Genomic DNA, 18243 nt, shown 5'->3' on the forward strand with positions numbered 1-18243 from the left:
TCATCATCCTACTTTTTTATCCATAACCTAATCTGCTTGAATATACTTCGCCATCAGTTTCTTAAAGTCTGGTAGTACATCGGTTTCAAACCAAGGATTCTTTTTCATCCACCGCTGATTTAAGGGCGATGGGTGCACTAGCGGAAAGTAATTGGGTAAATAATCTTGGTAGTGTCTAACCGTTTCTGTTAAGTTTTTTTGCCGTTCTTTTCCTAAATAATGTTTCTGTGAATAATTACCGATTAAAATAATTGTTTCTAGGTCTGGCATTTCTTTCAAAATTTGAGGATGAAATTTTTCCGCAAATTCTTTTCTAGGCGGTTTATCTCCTGTTTTGGCTTTACCTGGATAATAGAAATCCATTGGTAATTGGGCAATGAGGTCAGTCTCATAGAAGGTCTCTCTTGAAACGCCCATCCAATCCCTTAAACGGTCTCCAGACTGATCATTCCAGAAGATTTGGGTTTCCTCAACCTTCTTACCCGGTGCTTGCCCAATAATGGCCACTCGGGCATTTTTTGAAGCATAAAAAACTGGGTCAATCCCTCGGTCTGTATAATCTTTATTATAAGGATCATCAATAATTTCTTGTTTAATATCATCAAAAATTGTCATCATTATCCTCCTATCCAATAAATGATTGCCATTTAGTGAAAATTGTCCGCAAATCATCCGGTAAATAGGTCAGTGTTTTGATCACAAGATCATCCGGTATATCCTGATAATAAGCTGAGGCTATAGCCCCTGTCATATTAGCGATTGTATCTGAATCTCCGCCCACTGATACCGCATTACGGATGGCATCTTCAAAATGATTGCTTTCCAAAAAGGCTTGAAAGGCTACCGGGATAGACCCGGCACAAGAAACATCAAATTTGTAAGTTGGTCTTATCTCATCCAAGCTAAAATCAAGTGGATAAAAATCAGCCATTTTACGCGCAATTATCGCCTTATCTTCCTCTGATTTAGCAGCCACAACTGTCTTTGCCATAGCCTGTGCACCATATATACCTTCTTTGGAATCATGGGAAACTGACGTAATCAAATCCACCAAATGGGCGCGGTCTTGCTTTGATAAATCTAAATCAGCTACTGGTGAAATACGCATGGCCGCCCCGTTTCCGTATGAGCCATAAGGTTCTGGATTATCTGAACGTAACCACTTAGAAAAGTTTAAGCCATAGCCAGCCAACGGATAAGCGCTACCTAATTTTTGCATAGACCTTATCATCAGCGCTTGAATCGCCGTATCATCTTGACCTAGCTGTAACTTTTGACTGATCATGTCCATAAGTGCATCTACAACCGCCAAGGTCATCACTGTATCATCAGTGAACCGATTCTTTTCAGTAAATAGTTCAAATGCTTTGTCCTTATGATTGTGCCGTTCAAACCGTGACCCCACTACGTCACCAATAATCGCGCCAATTACTGCAGTCGTCATTTTCCCATCTCCACAAATATCATTATTCAATCAATTATAACATGCACAACTTCAATGGTTTGTAAAAAGCAGGTAAAGGAAATATACTCTCACCTGCTTTCATCATGATATTGTCTAAATTGTTTAGATTAAATCTTCTGACTCAGCCAAGAATTCTTTCACATCTTGAGCCGCTAAATCAATCGCTGCTTGCCAGAAGTCTGCTTTCGTTAGATCAGCATTTAAATGTTTCATCGCTAAATCTTCAGTTGTCATACGACCGGTATCTTTTAATAAGGCAATATAACGTTCTTCAAACCCTTCAGGTGCTTTCAAGTATTCAGCATAGATCCCTAAACTAAACATATAGCCGAATGTGTATGGGAAGTTATAGAAAGGTACATCATCGATAAAGAAATGTAACTTGCTGGCCCAGAAGTGTGGATGTAAGTCATGAATAGCTCCACCAAATGCTTCTTCTTGTGCTGCAACCATTAACTCATTTAAACGACTCTCTGAAACAAACCCTTCTTGACGTTCAGTATAAAAGGCTGTTTCAAACAAGAAACGCGCGCGGATATTCATAAACATAGCAATGGCATTTTCCATTTTAGCGTTTAATAACTGTAGACGCTCAGACTTATTTTTAGCTTGTTTTAAGTTCGCATTTGCCACGATGGTTTCTGCAAAAGTTGAAGCAGTTTCTGCTACGTTCATTGCATAAGCCTGGTTGGATGGTGCTTCACTTGTTAACACATCTGAATGGAAAGCATGGCCTAATTCATGCGCTAGCGTCGACGTATCATTTCTTGAACCAGTAAAAGTCATAAAAATACGCGTTTCATTTTCATTAATAGTTTCTGTACAGTAGCCCCCTGGACGTTTACCAGGACGATCTTCTGCTTCAATCCACCGTTTATCGATAGCTAATTGGGCAAAGTCTGCTAGCTTATCTCCAAAAGTTCTAAAGTTTTCTATCACAAAGTCCGCTGCTTCATCATAAGTAAAGGTTGTTGGTTTCGTATCTGGGAAATTTAGCGGTGCGTCAACGTCCTGCCAGTTTAATTCATCTAGACCAAGCAACGCTTTTTTACGGTTTAAAAACTGTACAAAGATATCTTTATTGTCTGCAACAGCTTGCCACATCGCTTCGACAGTTTCAGCTTGAATACGGTTATATTCTAATGGTTCTTCCATGAAGTCAGCGTAGCCATGCGCTTTTTGAGTAGTTAAACGGTAACCAGCTAAATGATTTAATACATCCGCAAACACCGGACCATATTGAGCAAATGTCTCTTCCCAAGCAGCAAAAATCTTCGCTCTATTTTCAGGGTTTGGGTCAGCATACATATTATTCATCGCTTGTCCCACAGAATAATCATGATGGCCATCATCCAGGTCAACCGAAATCGTCATCACTGAAGCGGTAGTAGAATAGGTATTTGACCAGCCTGATAAACCATCGATTTGTAATTCTGATAAAAGGGCTTCTGCTTGATCATCTAACAAGCGTTTAGCATCGCGGCGCGCTTCTTCAAGGGTAAAGGCAATTTCCGCTAAGCGTGGTTCCGCTAAAAAATCTTGGAATGCAGCATCTGAAAGAGTCGCCAATTGTTTATTTAAACCTTTACGCGCAATTTCATAAGCTTGGTTTAAAGTCGCTACCTTATTAATCGCTGCTGAAGCGGCTTCATCACGCATATCTGCGTCACTAGCCATTTGGGCATAAGTCATTAAGGTTGTATATTCATTTAAATACTGATCAGCTTGATCAATGATATCTGCAAAAGTGACGGATGCATTTTCTACATTCACATCAAAAGCCTGCATCACCTTGATTAAATCATCACGCTTTTCAACTAAACTAGTTAAAGCTTCCTTGAATGCTTGACCTGTTACCCCGCCTTGATACATGGCGTTTAAGTCCCAAGTGTCATTATATTTCATCTAAAAACCCTCTCTACTTGTATTATTTTCACTATCATTATTTTACCCCTCTTCAAGGTGTTGTCAATGAACCGCATTTTTTACAAGCTTAGTCTAATGGGGTGAATGAACGAAGTGATGATTGACTATACGACATATACGAAAAATGATAAAAAGGGATGCGATACTTAGCGCACATCCCCTTATATTTTTTAACGATATACTGATATACTGCTTATTTATTTTTCCGTCTATTTTCAAGCTCAAAGACAAATCCAACTATAATAATGGCTGCAAAGATAAAACGAAAAGCCGTTTGAAATTGTTCTGGATTTGGTACTGTTAAAATCGTGATCATATAAACCACGAAGAAGATGATTAGGGCGGCACGCCAACCTAAGTCTTTGAATTTTTGCCACATATAGATAAACCTTTCTAATGTTATCCGTCATTTAGACAATGGGAGTAGTCTAGAACATGTTTTTGATTTTTTCGATATTTTTGATTTCAACTGATAGTGTCCCATCTGGATTATTTTTAATTTCCACTACTTCTGGGTCATTAAATAAGTCTAGTGGAATGGATAATTCTATGCCATTTTCAAACTTGAATTTTTGTCTTTGCATATTGTTGCCCAGTAATTCTGGCATATAGGGTGTTTCATCAGCTAAGCCTTGTTCATTGGTTTCTTCGAAGTAAGCTTGTTTACGTGAGAAATTATCACCATACATCACTTCAGCAATTGCTTGATTATCGATAGCTTGATTTTCATGAATCGTATCATGAAGGATCTGCTTCACCTCAGCTAAATCTTGATAATCATCTTCTCCAAATTTCTTGGCTGTTTTAGCAACCGCCTTTTTGATGATATTAACCGATTCTTTCATACTTGGATTGGTTTGAATATCTAGAAAAATTTCGCTCAGATAATTTATTCGTTCACCATATTCCTCAATGAGATGCTTCTTCTCGATTAAGAAATATTCTTCTGTTTCCATACAGTATAGAAATCCTTCGTCAATCGCTTGGGTTGGACTTGGTAAAATCGCACGATTAATGATTAGATCATTCTTTAAATTATCTTGATCATATTCAACATAGTGGGTATAAGACTCATTATGGTTTAATTTAAACATACCCACAAAATACGCTTCATCTAGCCAAAATCCCGTCCACAACAAATCTGATGGTTTAATATCCGGATTTAATTTGGTGAAATTGAAGAAACGGTTGGTCAACTTTTGTGTACCATGCAAGAAATTTTCCGATTGATTCATACCCACTAAAATTTCTTTAGCAGGACTTCTATCAGGTAGTTTTCCTACCTTTTGTTGCGCTGTGTACATGATTTTGCTCATCATCTTTTCGATATATTCCACCATGTATTGTTCTTTATGGTCCAAAAGTGTCTGTGATAGGACGGGCTCGTTAGTATTCGTATCGAAAATATGTAGTACTGCGGCATCAATCCTTAACATGTCGTATCCCTCTTTCTTTAGCATTCCTTCCTATTTTAACTTATAATGGGCTTGTAAGATAGAAAAGTTCATATATATTTCTTTAATTGGTATTTATTTGACAATGATTATGGAAAGGATGTAGCAACAAATGGTAGCTAGTAACGAAAATTTACCTCATCAACCCAAGAATATTATTTTCATGGTATCTGATGGGATGAGCGTTTCACTCGCATCAGCCTATCGAGAGTATTTACATCAAGATGTCGGCCACTTTCGAAAATCAAGCATCTTTAACAAATATTTGGTGGGCCAACAATCTACTTATTCCTTTGATCCTTGGGCGACAATTACAGATTCAGCAGCATCCTCCACTGCTATGGCTACAGGCGTTAAAACCATGAACGGTGTTATTGGGCTAGACAAAAAAATGAATCGGGTAGATTCTGCTTTAGAGATCGCTAAAGCCAACAAAAAGAAAACAGGGATTGTAGTGACGGCTGAAATTAGCCATGCTACACCTGCTGGTTTTGCAGCTCATGTTGAAAGTCGCTTGGATTATTTTGATATTGCTGACCAATACCTTGATGATACCCTTGATGGTCAACAAAAGATTGACGTGATGCTTGGTGGTGGGCGTAATCATTTTATCCGACCAGACCGTAACTTAGCGCAAGAATTTGCCGATTTAGGTTATGACATCGTCCACACTAAACAGGAGTTATTTAATTCAAATAGCCCACAAGTACTGGGCCTTTTCTCAGAATTTGGGCTTCCAATGGCGATTGATCGATGGTCTAACGTAACGCCAAGTTTAGCTGAAATGGTCCACTCTGCTATTCGTCGTTTAGATACTGGTGATGACGGCTTCTTCTTAATGGTTGAAGGCAGTCAAATTGACTGGGCTGCCCACCATAAAGATATCGTTGGCATCATGAGTGAAATGGATGATTATGCTGATGCCTTCCAAGTAGCTATTGATTTTGCAAAACAAGATGGTAATACATTAGCTATCTCTACTTCAGACCATGCAACTGGTGGGATGACCATGGGGGCTAACAATATTGATTCATGGTTGCCAGAATTTATCCGAAATGTAAAAGCCACCCCTGAGCATATTGCCCAGCTAACACAAGAAACGAATGATTGGGTAGAAGTTATTCGTCGTAACATTCAGTTCGACCTATCTGCTACTGAACAAAATCAATTACGGTCAATTTACTATACATACGTCTATACTTACGAAGAAAAAGTAGGACGTTTAACACAAGCCATCCGTGATATTGTTGACCGCCGTTCAAATACAGGTTGGACTACTGGTAACCATACTGGCGAAGATGTGAATGTCTATGCTTACGGACCTGGATCTAACTACTTTAGCGGTTGGCATGAAAATACTGAAAATGGACAACTACTAAAAATATTAGCTGCTGGACTTCAGCCTGAAGAATATAATAGTTAAGAAAAATAAGCAGTAGCACCATTATTTCGGTGCTACTGCTTATTTAGGCATTTATTTTAAATTTGGAATAATATCATTTTTCAAGTATTCACGGAAACCGTCTGCTGTTTCTTCGTGACGTAAGGCGAATTGAATGCTGGCTTTAAGTAAACCTAATGGTTCCCCAACTTCATACCATTCACCTTGATAGTCATAAGCTTTTAAGTTATCTTCATTTGCAAGAGAGTTGATGGCATCTGTTAATTCAATTTCACCGGAAAATGCGTTCACTGGTATAGCTTCAATAGCATCAAAAATCTCAGGAGTTAAGATATAACGTCCCACTGCCGCTAATTTTTCTTCTGTTTCATTTTGTGGCTTCTCTTCAAACTTATCAATATGATAAATGCCTGCTTCACCATTCCCAGAAGTTGTCATAATCCCATATGCAGATGCTTCTGATGCTGGAACAGTTGCTCCTGCCACTAATATATTGCCATCTTCTAGATGTTCTTGATAGCATTCAATCAGCTGTTTAGATAAAGGGCGTTCTCCCTCTGCATTAACCATGATATCGTCACCCAAAAGTAATAAGAACGGTTCATCACCAACAAATGATTTAGCTTGGAAAATAGCATCTCCTAGTCCTTTTGGATAATGTTGACGTTTGAATTGGATATTCAATAGTGAAGTATCCTCAACCATCTTCAATAATTTATCTTTGTGTTTTTGTTTTAAGTTATCTTCTAAATCGAAGTTTGCATCAAAATGGTCTTCGACTGAACGTTTATTACGTCCAGTAATGATTAAAATCTCTTCAATACCACTTTCAATCGCTTCTTCTACAATAAATTGAATCGACGGTTTATCCAAGATTGGAATAATTTCTTTCGCCATTGCCTTAGTTGCTGGCAAGAAACGAGTGCCCAAACCAGCAGCTGGAATTACTGCTTTTTTAATCTTTTGCTTAGCCATAATAGCCTCCTTGATTATACTGTCTTCATATTAGCATAATTTAGCGACGACGCGATAGGTAAAACACTACTTTTCAAAAAAATTATACCTTCTCATATCATTTAAACAAATCCATTCTTTCGATAATCCAGTAAATAATCACTGATAAAATCACTGATCCTACTAAAATGATTGAAAAACCATGAATATTGTCCTCCAAGGGTAGTGCCACGTTCATTCCCCAAAGGCCTGCTGTAATAGTTGGTACCGTCATAATAATTGTAATGACAGTTAATCGTTTCATGACATCATTTAGATTGTTTGAAATGACATTTGATAACATATCATTTAATTTATTAACCACTAACATATCATTTTCAATCATTGTTTTAGCTTGATTCATTTCTATTTGTACTCTATTTAAGACCCGTTCATGGTAGCGGGTATCCTTTTCAATACGGGTGAAATACTGATTGATTTTATCCAATGTTTTCGCATTTTGATGAACAGCAGTAGAAAGATATACTAGTCCTTTATTTATATTAATTAAGGCATATGATACATTGTTCTTAGTAGAGTGACGTGCTTCTTCCTCAGCTTGTTTGATTAGTCCGTGTATATTAGTAACTGCATCAATATGCGCTTGAGCTACTTTATAAAACATATACATCACAAAAGCATATGAAGAAGTTAATGGAAAATCAGATGGAAAATTTAATCGTTGAATATCTAGCATAAACGGCACATTGGTATGGTTCATAAACGTCATTACGACATCTGTCCCCATTACAATCACTAATGGTGCTGTACGATAAGTATTTTCACTAATCACTTCATGACCGTATGGATACTGAATGATGATATAGGTAAATAACTCTCCCGCTTCATTACGGTAATACTCAATCCAAGAAGTTTCAAACTGGTCATAAATATATTCGCCAAAATGAACTGGTAAATGATAGTCTTCTAGCACTTTCCTAACTTCTACTTTATCTGGATTTTCATAATGTAACCAGGTTAAAGCGTTGACATCATTCGCTAAAACATCTTGAAATCGTTCTTCTTGGTCAAATTGTAAAATTTTTCGATAAACCATTTTTCGTTCCACCACCTTATATATCATCCCAAGCAATTTACAAAAAGGCCAGCACAAAGCCGACCTTTCTAATTATTATATTTTAGTGAATTGTTGATTGGCTATCTGCCAAAAGCTCTTCATATGCATAAGCAAATTTCATAATATCGCCAGCCCCCATAAAGATCATGACAGCATCGTCATAGTCTAATAATGGCGATACATTCTCCAACGGCAATACTTCAACAGGCTTAGTCACTTTATTTGCTAAGTCAGTAACAGATACTTGTTTATTATCTTTCTCACGGGCAGAAGCAAAAATTTCACATAAATAAACATCATCTGATAAATCCAAAGCACCCGCAAATTCATCCATTAGTGCAATTGTACGACTAAATGTATGTGGTTGGAAAACAGAAATAATTTTTTTATTTGGATATTTTTGACGAGCAGCGTTAATTGTCGCTTTAATTTCTGACGGATGGTGTGCATAGTCATCAATTAAAGTCATATCACCAATTTTCTTTTCTGAGAAACGACGTTTTACACCACCAAAAGTCCGTAATTCTTCAGCAACCCGATCAGCTGGGAAATTTTCAAAATAGCAAAAACCAATCACTGATAAAGCATTCATCACATTATGTTCACCAAATGTTGGAATATCAAAATGACCATAATATTCACCCATCACATGCACATCGAAATGAGAACCGTCAGTCGCTAAATCAACATTGGAAGCAACGATATGGTTATCGCCACCTTCAAGACCGTAATACCAAACCTCTAAATCAGATTGATCTGCAAATTGGCGAAGGTAAGCATCACCACCGTATGCAATTACCTTTTTCTTCACTTGGTGTGCAAAAGTAGTATTAGCTGCGAATACTTGATCGATATTTTCATAATAGTCTGGATGGTCAAAATCAATATTCGTAAAGATCGCGTAATCTGGATAGTAAGCTAAGAAGTGTTTACGATATTCATCTGCTTCTAATACAAAGTATTCAGCATCCTCTTGCCCTGCACCAGTACCATCGCCGATTAAGAAATTTGTAGGGTGTAAACCTCGCATCACATGTGCCATCAAACCAGTAGTAGATGTTTTCCCGTGGGAACCCGTAATCGCCACACTCGTATAATCTTTAATTAATTCTCCAAGGAAGAAATGGTAACGCATCACATCGAGACCGAGTTCTTTAGCACGGACAACTTCGGGATGGTCATCACCAAAAGCATTACCACAAATCACAAACATTCCTGGTTGAATATTATCAGCATTAAAAGGTAATAATTCAATTCCTGCTTTTTCTAGACCTCGTTGGGTAAAGAAATAAGTTTCTTGGTCAGAACCTTGAACTTTATAGCCCATATTGTGCAAGATTAAGGCCAAGGCACTCATACCTGAACCCTTAATCCCAGTGAAGTGATACGTTAATTCTTTATTCATTCTCGTTTAAATCTCCATTTCCTCGATTAGACTTTGCTTGTTTATTTCTTAAATATGGGGTATTTTCTGACTGATCTTTCCCTGGAAAATAAGAATAATGTCCTGACTTTGCTTGTTTTCCAGGCTGGTGAAAGCTAACCCCTGGTTCATCTGCCATAATACTTTTTAAACCTCGGTTTAAATGTCCACGTTTGGGCATAGTTTTTCTTTCAGTTGATGCTTCTGAAATCGGCATTGTTTGTCGCTTCTCTTGAAATCCTTTAGGTTCAGAAATAGCTTCTTCAAAATGAAATTGGCTTCTCCCTTTAGATCGGGCAATTTTAGCATCCTGACGACTACTCGTCCAATTTGACGGCAATTCACTAGGTTGAAAAGGTCTACGGAACTGATAATCCTGATACTCCTGCAACTCTTGACGTAACCGATCTAACTTTTGTTGACGCTTGTTGTCAACATTCACTGCCTTAAATACTTCTTGATCAGCTGAATCATTAGCTAATCTTGTTTTTGAAGAGTCTTGCCGGCCATAGTTAAAATGCCCATATGACGACTGATGGCGTTGTTTGTGATCTTGCCCGGATCGATAGTAAGCCATCTGTTGGGGGTCTTGATTTTCTCTATTCGCATCGTATGCCTTTTTAGGCGGGATTTGTCTTCTAGAAGATGCATCTTCCCCTTGGTTATACCAGTTCATGTAGTTGGGGAAAGTAATTGGATTGTTATTTTTCTCATGTAACAAAGCATTATTCTCCTTATAATAAAATGGCACAAAATGCTCAAGCTGATTATTCGTTCTCTCTTCTATTCGCTGCCATTTGTCCTTAGAATGTCTCAGTTTGTCATGCTCTTGACGCAACTACTCACCCCCAACACTTTACATGTATTATTTATTTATGAGGTTACTTAATATCTCATTAGGCATCAACGAAATGCTCACTATTAATTTTATCAAATGATGTCCCAACTGGCACGTCATTTTTAATTTCTAGGATACCTTTTCGTTCATGTTCAGGATCAACGCCTAATTCAAATGCAGAAGTTAACATACCGTAACTTGGAACGCCGCGCAATTCACCTTCCCAGATGACTTGTCCATTTGGCATGACAGCACCCGGTAAGGCTGCTACAACAAACATTCCTTCACGGACATTAGCTGCACCACAAACGATTTGTACAACTTCATCCGGCCCAATTTTTGTTTGGGTGATATGTAAGTGGTCAGAACCTTCTAAAACTTTCACCTCTAATACTTCAGCCACAACTAGACGTGGATTATCATTGAAAGGAATGGTATCAAAACCTTGCTCATAAAGCGATTGGTTGATTAAATCTAGTTGTGTTTGACTTAAGTGTACTCGTCCCTTTCCTTCGATTGATATTAGTTTAGAAATATTTTGAATGTTGTAACCCATGGTTTCTTTTGATTCACTATTATAAATACGCGTTACATCGCCAACAGTTGAAGTTGCAATACGATTTCTCGCTAATGTGCCTTTTGAAAACATGATCACGTCACCGACGCCATCTCGGTTATATATACTAATCCACATATTCGTTAAAATCTCCTTCATATATCCATTTTAATATAGGATTAAATAAAACTTACGACAGTAACCAATAAAAAAGCCTAGTCATCAACTAGACTGGTAATGTCCTATTAAAAAGTATCATATTCCACTAAATTATATACTCATAGTAATAAAAGTGCAAATATTAATAAAGAGGCTCAAATCATACCATTTATACAGCCTCAATTTTCACAATCCCATTATCCTAGTAGGTCAAACTATATTTTGTTAACTATGATTGTTATAATACATATATCATCACTTATCGAAATAGTATTACTTATTCAACCTTCAGACAATAAAGGAGCGATTATATGTCTAATCAATACGAACTGCAAAATAAACGTAACGATATCCTATTAGCTAGCTTCCTATTTGGTTGCGGTTTAGTTATCGGTGGTGTTGTAGGTGCTTTAGTATCTGACCACTCTAAAAAAGTGGATGGTAATGATGTCCTAAAAAAAGCGAAAGCCTTATTCACTGACCCAGGTACCATTGAAGGTTCTTGGATTGAATTACAACCAATCGAAGCAGAACGCTTTGGGCAAAAACAAGAAGTTTTCTACGGTGGGATTTCACGAACCGAAGACAATGAATTGGTTCAATATGAATTTATGGCTGATCCAAAAACAGGTAACTTTTTAGACTTTTATAAGTTATAAAAGTTATCGCATATAAATAAGGGGATGTGACGTAAAGGTCACATCCTCTTTTTGTTATCTTATAATCGTAATGATATTTGGCTTCTTCTAGTAGATTGACCTATTATATATCACTACATTTTGATTACTTTGCTAAAAAGTCAGCATTACTTGATTTTTGTCCAACTTATCTATTCTAAGCGGCATTAGCACATCGTTTTATTTGAATTTTGCTAACATATAGTTGATTCTAAAACCCCGGGCCGAGAATTTTTCTTCGTACTCTGTTTGTACATTACCCTCGATATCTGACTCATGCAAGTTCAATGAAATTTCTAAGAAATCCATCCCATATTGAGACATTGAGGTGAGTGAATATTCAAATAAACCTTGATTATCCGTTTTAAATTGCAATAATCCATCTGTTTTTAATACATGTTTATATTGGTCTAAGAATGTTTTAAAAGTTAAGCGACGTTTAGCGTGCCGTGCTTTTGGCCAAGGATCAGAGAAATTTAAGTATAACTTAGCAACTTCTCCGTCTTCAAAATAATTAGATAATTCAAGGGCATTTCCTAAAATAAAGCGTAGATTCGGAAGTACTTCACCTTTCAAAGCTTTCTCCATTGCCATCACTAAAACTGACTCTTGTAGTTCAAGACCAATGAAATTAATATCTGGATAACGGCGTGCCATCTCAATAATAAATTGTCCTTTTCCAGTCCCCACCTCTAAGTGAATAGGATGGTCATTATTAAATTCTGCTTGCCATTTTCCTTGCATCGTTTCTGGTTCTAAAATGACATATTCTCTATGGTTTGCCATAGCATCTTTTGCCCATGGCTTATTTCTTACACGCATATTTTCCTCCTCATCAAAACTATCTAGTATGATTCATTCCAATAAAAAAGACCGGAAGGCCCGGTCCCTTTCAGTTGACTGACACTTGTTACATTTCTCCTACTTCCTGTAGGTAGCGGTTATTATATATATGTTTTAATTTTAATATCTTATGGTTCATGGCCATCATCCGGTTCTCTTGATAATCTTTTTTGATCATATTCAGGAGATTTAACATGGAGTACCATTCAATACGTTGATAAATATCATACGTAATACGTAATCCATATAAATCAAACCAAGCATCCCAATTTTTAAAGTCAACATATTGTACCAATAACTGGCTGATATCTAATATTGGATCAGCAATTTTAACCATTTCCCAGTCTACTAGATACAATTGGTTATCCTCAGCACGAATAAAATTACGACGGTTTAAGTCCCCATGACATACCGTTTTGCGTGCACCATCAACTAAATGACGCGTGTCCCACAAACAATTCTCCACACAAGTTAAGAAGTGGTGGTTACGTAATTCTTTTGATAGATTACTTTGATAATCTTGTAAAAAACGTTCTGGTTCATAAACATCACCATCAATTTTCACTAACATATTGTATAGATTATCTGAATGGTGATAACGATACATCAATTTTACAACGGGCAATTGGGCTACTTCAAAATGTGATAAGACATTACCATAAACCCAATCCTGGGCCGTCATAATATCCCCACTACTTTCGCGCTTAGTCCATTTCAACTTGGGTGCAAAACCTTCCATTGACAAGATCGTTAATAAAGGTGAAGAATTTCGTTTTAGAAATACACGTTCATCGTTGGCATCATTATAGCCAACATAAGCTTGGCCAGTATCGCCTCCAATAGGTTCAAGAATCCACTCACGATCAAATTTGTATTCCAAAACCATTCCTCCTCTCGTTTACCCAAGTCATAAAACTTCACTGTATAAATGAAAAAAGTGAGCAGCGACTCCCTTTTGAGATGCTTACTCCTTTTTTCTTAAGTACTAGTTATTTTAGTTGGAAATCCTTACTTAGTCAACTAACTTAGCGTATTCTAACCTTTTTTTCTTTGTTACGCATAAAGCGCGCTAGATAAAAATAAACGAAGAATAACCCGAGTATAATGGTTGAAAGTAATAATGTGCCAGTAAAAATCCAGTCATGTGTAAATATGCTTGCAATTAAAAATAATACAATTTGCGTACAAATTGGTTGCATCATCATTTGTTTAAATCCAGTAAGTTGTGAACTTTGATTAATTGGATAGACCTGTAATAAAATATGTTGGTTTATTTTCTTAGCCATCGGTAAAATTTGAAAATGGCTAAAGTATTGAACTAGTAATAACACTAGTATATTCAACCAGTGATTATTTGTGACAAATATCAAATATAATATCCCTATCAAAGTCATACGGGACCATAGAGGGAAATAATCACTTGACCGCCAAAAAGCTCGACTATACAGATAAGCATATGGATTATCACTACGATTCATTATTTTAATTAGTCCGTCTAGATGCTTGCGACGTTTACTAGATACAGCATCTTGAGGCATATTGACAAATAAGGCTAAGCCACGTTTAATCTGTTGCTGGCGATTTTGTTCCATAGAAACAAGCTTATGCCAATGCCAGCCCTTCTTTTCCTCTGAGAAAGGCTGAATACCAGTAAAATGAACTACAATCAAATATACTAAAGCGATAGCTAAACAAAGATAGGGCGTAACATAAGAAGCTAAAAGTACTGTTATAAATAACACAAAATAAAGCATTACTAGATGAAATTGAATCAAACGCTGATTTGTATAACGCCAACTTTCAAGAATAATACTTAGATGTGCTGACTTAAAACAAATAAGAATGACCGCTAACACCAGCAATTCAACAATTGAATACCCCGCCATCATTACCAATAACGGGTATGATCCAGCCACCAATAAAATGGTGATGATACTTGGTAATAATAACGAGTGGTTTAAAGCTGAGCGAAACCACTCATTAAATTTAGATTCTATAGGTAATAGAAAGACCAAGTCACTAGCAATAATATGAGAAGCAACACCAGTCAAGAGAAGGCCCACTGTCATGATCAAAGCCCAAAGTAAATGTACCCAAATACCGACTAGACCTTGAGATAATGTAGATAACCAATTTGAGTATTGATAAGCTAAAGCCCCAAATAAAAAGAAAAGCACAATAACAGCGTGATCATTAAAAATATACTTCGCATTTTTAAAAAATAAATGATAACCCGCTTCTCGGCGCTTATGATAGATATCAAGCAGATGCATGATCATCTGCCCCCTTTGCTAAACGCAAATATAAATCATCTAACGTTGCTTTTGGCATTTGATATTGTTGACGAATTTCATCTAGTGTTCCAGCTGCTACTAATTCCCCATCCGCTAAGAATAAGAAACGGTCACAATACTGTTCAGCTGTTGCTAAAACATGCGTAGTCATTAATACCGAAGCACCATCTTCTCGTTTCGCCTTTAGTAGGTCTATAAAATCATGAATAGCCATCGGATCTAATCCAAGAAAAGGCTCATCTATTACATATAATGAAGTATCTACTAAGAAAGCACAAACAATCATTACCTTCTGCTTCATCCCTTTTGAAAAGTGTATAGGTAACCAATCTAGCCTTTTATCCAAACGGAAATTTTCTAGTAACGGTTGCGCATTCTTTAGCGCCTCTTCCTTACTTAATCCATAAGCCATCCCAGTTAATTCAATATGCTCTCTTAGCGTTAACGTTTCATATAATACTGGCATTTCAGGAATATAAGTGAAGGCTTGACGATACACATCAGCATCGTCTGTTAATTGATGGCCATCAATTGAAATCTCGCCCTTCATTGGCCGCATCAAACCAATAATATGCTTAATAATGGTTGATTTACCAGCACCATTTAATCCGATAAGTCCCACAATTTCACCTGATTGAATATTAAAATCAATATCTTTTAAAACAGGTTGACTTGAATAGCCTCCTGTAAGTCCTTTAACTGTTAATGTCATTAAGTTCATCCCTTTTAATTCACTTTGTCTTTAAATGTCGAATAGATCAACTCCAATTTAGCATATCACTGAAATTGTTCCCTTCCCATCATTTATGTTAAAATTAATATAATTATAGCCTTTAATTTACCATTATTTATAAATAAATGCGATGAATTATTATGGCGAAAGTTAGCCTATTATTGAAAGCGAGGACTATTCATGGATAATTGTATATTCTGTAAAATTGCAAACGGAGAAATCCCAACAAATAAGGTCTACGAAGACGAAGTAGTTATGGCCTTCCTAGATATGAGCCAAGTGACAAAAGGTCATACCTTACTTGTACCTAAGAAACACATTCAAGACATCTTTGGTTATTCTTCAAATGATGCTGGCGCTGTCTTTAAACGGATTCCTTTAATTGCGAATGCCCTAAAAGATGCCTACCCAGATATGCAAGGTTTAAATATTTTAAATAATAATGGTGAGATGGCTTATCAATCTGTATTCCACTCACATGTCCATCTAATTCCTAGATACAACGGAGAAAAAGATGGCTTCGGCTTAAAATGGGAACCAGCTGAAGAAGGCACATACTCAGACAAAGACTTAAGTAATATTGCCAAGACTATCAACCAACAAATCGAGGGATAATAATGAAAAAATTTATAACTGGTCTCCTATTTGGTGCTGTTGCAGGTGCGGGCTATGCCTTATTAAAAACACCTCATTCTGGTACAGAAAATAGAGAGCGTTTAAAGAATTATTTTGACGATGTCACTTATGCAACCAATGATTTAACTGGTTCAATCGCACAAGCTCAAAATGCAGTAACAGATTTAGCCCAACAAGGATTATCCTCAGCAAAAATTGCTCGCGATGAAATTACCCTTGCGCTGAACGATTTCAATCAATCTACTACACCACAAATTTCTGAAATCCAAAAACAAGTGGCAAAATTACAGCATGACTTATCTGCCGCTGACATTCGTTCAAACGATGAGCATACGAATGATTAATCTAGCATTAAATATGAAGTTTTCTTGATTAATCTTCTGAATCATTGTGTATTGCTTTTTTGATATGCTATATTAAGACTTGTATTATGAAGTTTTGACAGGAGTGAATCAAGAAAATGAATATTAGTAAGAAGTTCAAACTTACTTCAATTGCCTTATTAAGTACTTTTGCCCTTGCAGCATGCTCAACTGGTTCAGGTGACGGTTCAAGCGCTGTTGCAACTGGTGATGGTGTAGAAGTGACCAACGAAGAATTACAAGCAGAATTAAAATCAACATACGGTAATACTGTATTACAAGAATTGATTATGGAAGAAGTTTTTGTTAATGAAGTCGGTGAAGATCGCGCTAAAGAATTGACCGAAGAAGCAACAACTGAAGTTGAAGCCCTTATCGCTAATTATGGTGGAGAAGATGCCTTCAATTCTGTTTTAGCATCATCTGGTTTCTCTGACCGTGAGGACTACGAACATCAAGTATACTACTATAAGCTAATGAGTGAATCTGTAGCTAAATATATCGATATCACCGATGAAGAAATTCAAACCGCTTATGATGAGTATACTCCACCATTCACAGTTTCACATATCTTAGTTGAAGATGAGGAAACAGCGAAAGACTTGATTGCACAATTAGATGACGGTGCAGACTTTGCGGAATTAGCAAAAGAAAACTCAACCGATACTGCAACTGCTGAAAAGGGCGGTTCTCTAGGTGAAGTAGATGCAGACTCTGGTTTAGATGAAACATTCTATGCTGCAGCTGAAGAATTAGCGGAAGGCGAATATACAACTACACCAGTTGAAACAAGCTTTGGTTACCACATCATTAAAATGGACGAAAAACCTGAAAAAGGTAGTTTAGAAGAAGAAAAAGATAAATTAAAAGAATCAATTACTGCTGATAAATTAACAGATTCTACATTAGTTGCCGGTATCGTTTCTGATATTCTAAAAGCGCACAATGTCGATATTAAAGATAAGGACTTAAAGACAGCTTTAGATGATGTAATCATCTCAGATGAAGAGCAAGAATCTATGGATGCTGAAGCTGAGTCTGCTGCTGCTGAAAGTGAATCTGCGGCTAGCGAATCTGCAGCATCAAGCGATGATGCCTCTGAATCTACAGAATCTTCTAGCGAATCCTCTTCTGAAGAATCTTCAACTGAATCTTCTGCCTCATCAGAAGCAAGTTCTAGTGAATCGGAATCTTCTGCTGAATAAACGAATGAATATACCTAAATGAAAAGCCATCCGAATTCGGATGGCTTTTTTGATCTGTTCTTTTACTATAAGTTGTTATGGCGCTACAATATATAGGACTGATGACTAAAATGATATGCTCCCCCTAAAGTAGACACTTAATAAAATAAGTCTGCTTTAGAGGGGATTTTTTTATGAATAGAAAAGTATATTCTGCAGA

At 36.8% G+C, this 18243-nt stretch carries 19 protein-coding genes; 5 read left to right on the forward strand and 14 right to left on the reverse strand.

Features of this window, described 5'->3' with window-relative positions; all coding sequences use genetic code 11:
- Window positions 1-27: 27 nt before the first annotated feature.
- From CJ191_RS06500 to CJ191_RS06520, 5 genes are all read right to left on the reverse strand, one after another.
- Window positions 28-615 (reverse strand): uracil-DNA glycosylase family protein, encoded by a 588-nt coding sequence (locus tag CJ191_RS06500; protein ID WP_102199330.1) that lies wholly within the window; start codon window positions 613-615, stop codon window positions 28-30.
- A gap of 10 nt (window positions 616-625) precedes the next feature.
- Window positions 626-1444: an ADP-ribosylglycohydrolase family protein gene (locus tag CJ191_RS06505; protein ID WP_102199331.1), complete on the reverse strand. Its 819-nt coding sequence runs from the start codon at window positions 1442-1444 to the stop codon at window positions 626-628.
- A 123-nt stretch (window positions 1445-1567) separates the two neighbouring features.
- Complete coding sequence (locus tag CJ191_RS06510; RefSeq protein ID WP_102199332.1) at window positions 1568-3370, reverse strand: M3 family oligoendopeptidase; 1803 nt, start codon at window positions 3368-3370, stop codon at window positions 1568-1570.
- A gap of 214 nt (window positions 3371-3584) precedes the next feature.
- On the reverse strand, window positions 3585-3770 hold the full coding sequence (locus CJ191_RS06515) for a hypothetical protein (protein ID WP_102199333.1): 186 nt from the start codon (window positions 3768-3770) through the stop codon (window positions 3585-3587).
- Between the two features lie 49 nt (window positions 3771-3819).
- Window positions 3820-4827 carry a nucleoid-associated protein gene (locus CJ191_RS06520; protein WP_257994139.1) on the reverse strand — a complete coding sequence of 336 codons (1008 nt, stop codon included), beginning with the start codon at window positions 4825-4827 and terminating at the stop codon, window positions 3820-3822.
- A gap of 130 nt (window positions 4828-4957) precedes the next feature.
- On the opposite strand from CJ191_RS06520, the gene CJ191_RS06525 reads away from it, so the two are divergent.
- The gene (locus tag CJ191_RS06525) at window positions 4958-6268 is read left to right on the forward strand and encodes an alkaline phosphatase (RefSeq protein WP_102199335.1); all 1311 of its coding nucleotides are present in this window, start codon (window positions 4958-4960) and stop codon (window positions 6266-6268) included.
- 51 nt (window positions 6269-6319) lie between these two features.
- Here CJ191_RS06525 and CJ191_RS06530 read toward each other — a convergent pair whose 3' ends face one another.
- From CJ191_RS06530 to ytpR, 5 genes are all read right to left on the reverse strand, one after another.
- Window positions 6320-7222 (reverse strand): UTP--glucose-1-phosphate uridylyltransferase, encoded by a 903-nt coding sequence (locus CJ191_RS06530; RefSeq protein ID WP_070467356.1) that lies wholly within the window; start codon window positions 7220-7222, stop codon window positions 6320-6322.
- Window positions 7223-7319: 97 nt separating this feature from the next.
- Window positions 7320-8297, reverse strand: coding sequence for a magnesium transporter CorA family protein (locus tag CJ191_RS06535; RefSeq protein WP_102199336.1), 978 nt, complete (start codon window positions 8295-8297; stop codon window positions 7320-7322).
- A gap of 82 nt (window positions 8298-8379) precedes the next feature.
- Window positions 8380-9723 (reverse strand): UDP-N-acetylmuramate--L-alanine ligase, encoded by a 1344-nt coding sequence (gene murC / locus CJ191_RS06540; RefSeq protein ID WP_070467360.1) that lies wholly within the window; start codon window positions 9721-9723, stop codon window positions 8380-8382.
- Complete coding sequence (locus CJ191_RS06545) at window positions 9716-10579, reverse strand: hypothetical protein (RefSeq protein WP_246819018.1); 864 nt, start codon at window positions 10577-10579, stop codon at window positions 9716-9718. Before CJ191_RS06545 ends, murC begins: the two co-directional genes overlap by 8 nt.
- Before the next feature lie 58 nt (window positions 10580-10637).
- The gene (ytpR, locus tag CJ191_RS06550; protein WP_257994140.1) at window positions 10638-11273 is read right to left on the reverse strand and encodes a YtpR family tRNA-binding protein; all 636 of its coding nucleotides are present in this window, start codon (window positions 11271-11273) and stop codon (window positions 10638-10640) included.
- Between the two features lie 332 nt (window positions 11274-11605).
- Between ytpR and CJ191_RS06555 the strand changes: the two genes are divergently transcribed.
- Entirely contained in the window at window positions 11606-11953 is a 348-nt protein-coding gene (locus CJ191_RS06555; protein WP_070467366.1) for a hypothetical protein, read from the forward strand.
- 198 nt (window positions 11954-12151) lie between these two features.
- Here CJ191_RS06555 and trmB read toward each other — a convergent pair whose 3' ends face one another.
- From trmB to CJ191_RS06575, 4 genes are all read right to left on the reverse strand, one after another.
- Window positions 12152-12793: a tRNA (guanosine(46)-N7)-methyltransferase TrmB gene (gene trmB / locus CJ191_RS06560; RefSeq protein WP_102199338.1), complete on the reverse strand. Its 642-nt coding sequence runs from the start codon at window positions 12791-12793 to the stop codon at window positions 12152-12154.
- 88 nt (window positions 12794-12881) lie between these two features.
- A complete protein-coding gene (locus tag CJ191_RS06565; RefSeq protein WP_102199339.1) occupies window positions 12882-13700 on the reverse strand; it encodes a phosphotransferase family protein in 819 nt (272 codons plus the stop codon).
- A 139-nt stretch (window positions 13701-13839) separates the two neighbouring features.
- Entirely contained in the window at window positions 13840-15087 is a 1248-nt protein-coding gene (locus CJ191_RS06570; protein ID WP_102199340.1) for an ABC transporter permease, read from the reverse strand.
- Window positions 15074-15820, reverse strand: a complete 747-nt coding sequence (locus CJ191_RS06575) for an ABC transporter ATP-binding protein (protein WP_102199341.1) — start codon at window positions 15818-15820, stop codon at window positions 15074-15076. Before CJ191_RS06575 ends, CJ191_RS06570 begins: the two co-directional genes overlap by 14 nt.
- 201 nt (window positions 15821-16021) lie before the next feature.
- On the opposite strand from CJ191_RS06575, the gene CJ191_RS06580 reads away from it, so the two are divergent.
- The 3 genes from CJ191_RS06580 (at window position 16022) to CJ191_RS06590 (ending at window position 18044) form a co-directional block, all read left to right on the forward strand.
- On the forward strand, window positions 16022-16456 hold the full coding sequence (locus tag CJ191_RS06580) for an HIT family protein (RefSeq protein WP_070467374.1): 435 nt from the start codon (window positions 16022-16024) through the stop codon (window positions 16454-16456).
- A gap of 2 nt (window positions 16457-16458) precedes the next feature.
- Window positions 16459-16821 carry a YtxH domain-containing protein gene (locus tag CJ191_RS06585; RefSeq protein WP_102199342.1) on the forward strand — a complete coding sequence of 121 codons (363 nt, stop codon included), beginning with the start codon at window positions 16459-16461 and terminating at the stop codon, window positions 16819-16821.
- Window positions 16822-16937: 116 nt separating this feature from the next.
- On the forward strand, window positions 16938-18044 hold the full coding sequence (locus CJ191_RS06590; protein ID WP_102199343.1) for a peptidylprolyl isomerase: 1107 nt from the start codon (window positions 16938-16940) through the stop codon (window positions 18042-18044).
- The last annotated feature ends 199 nt before the right edge of the window (window positions 18045-18243 follow it).

Origin of the sequence: Aerococcus viridans (assembly GCF_002871935.1) — a bacterium.
In the GTDB taxonomy this organism is placed as follows: Bacteria; Bacillota; Bacilli; order Lactobacillales; family Aerococcaceae; genus Aerococcus; species Aerococcus viridans_B.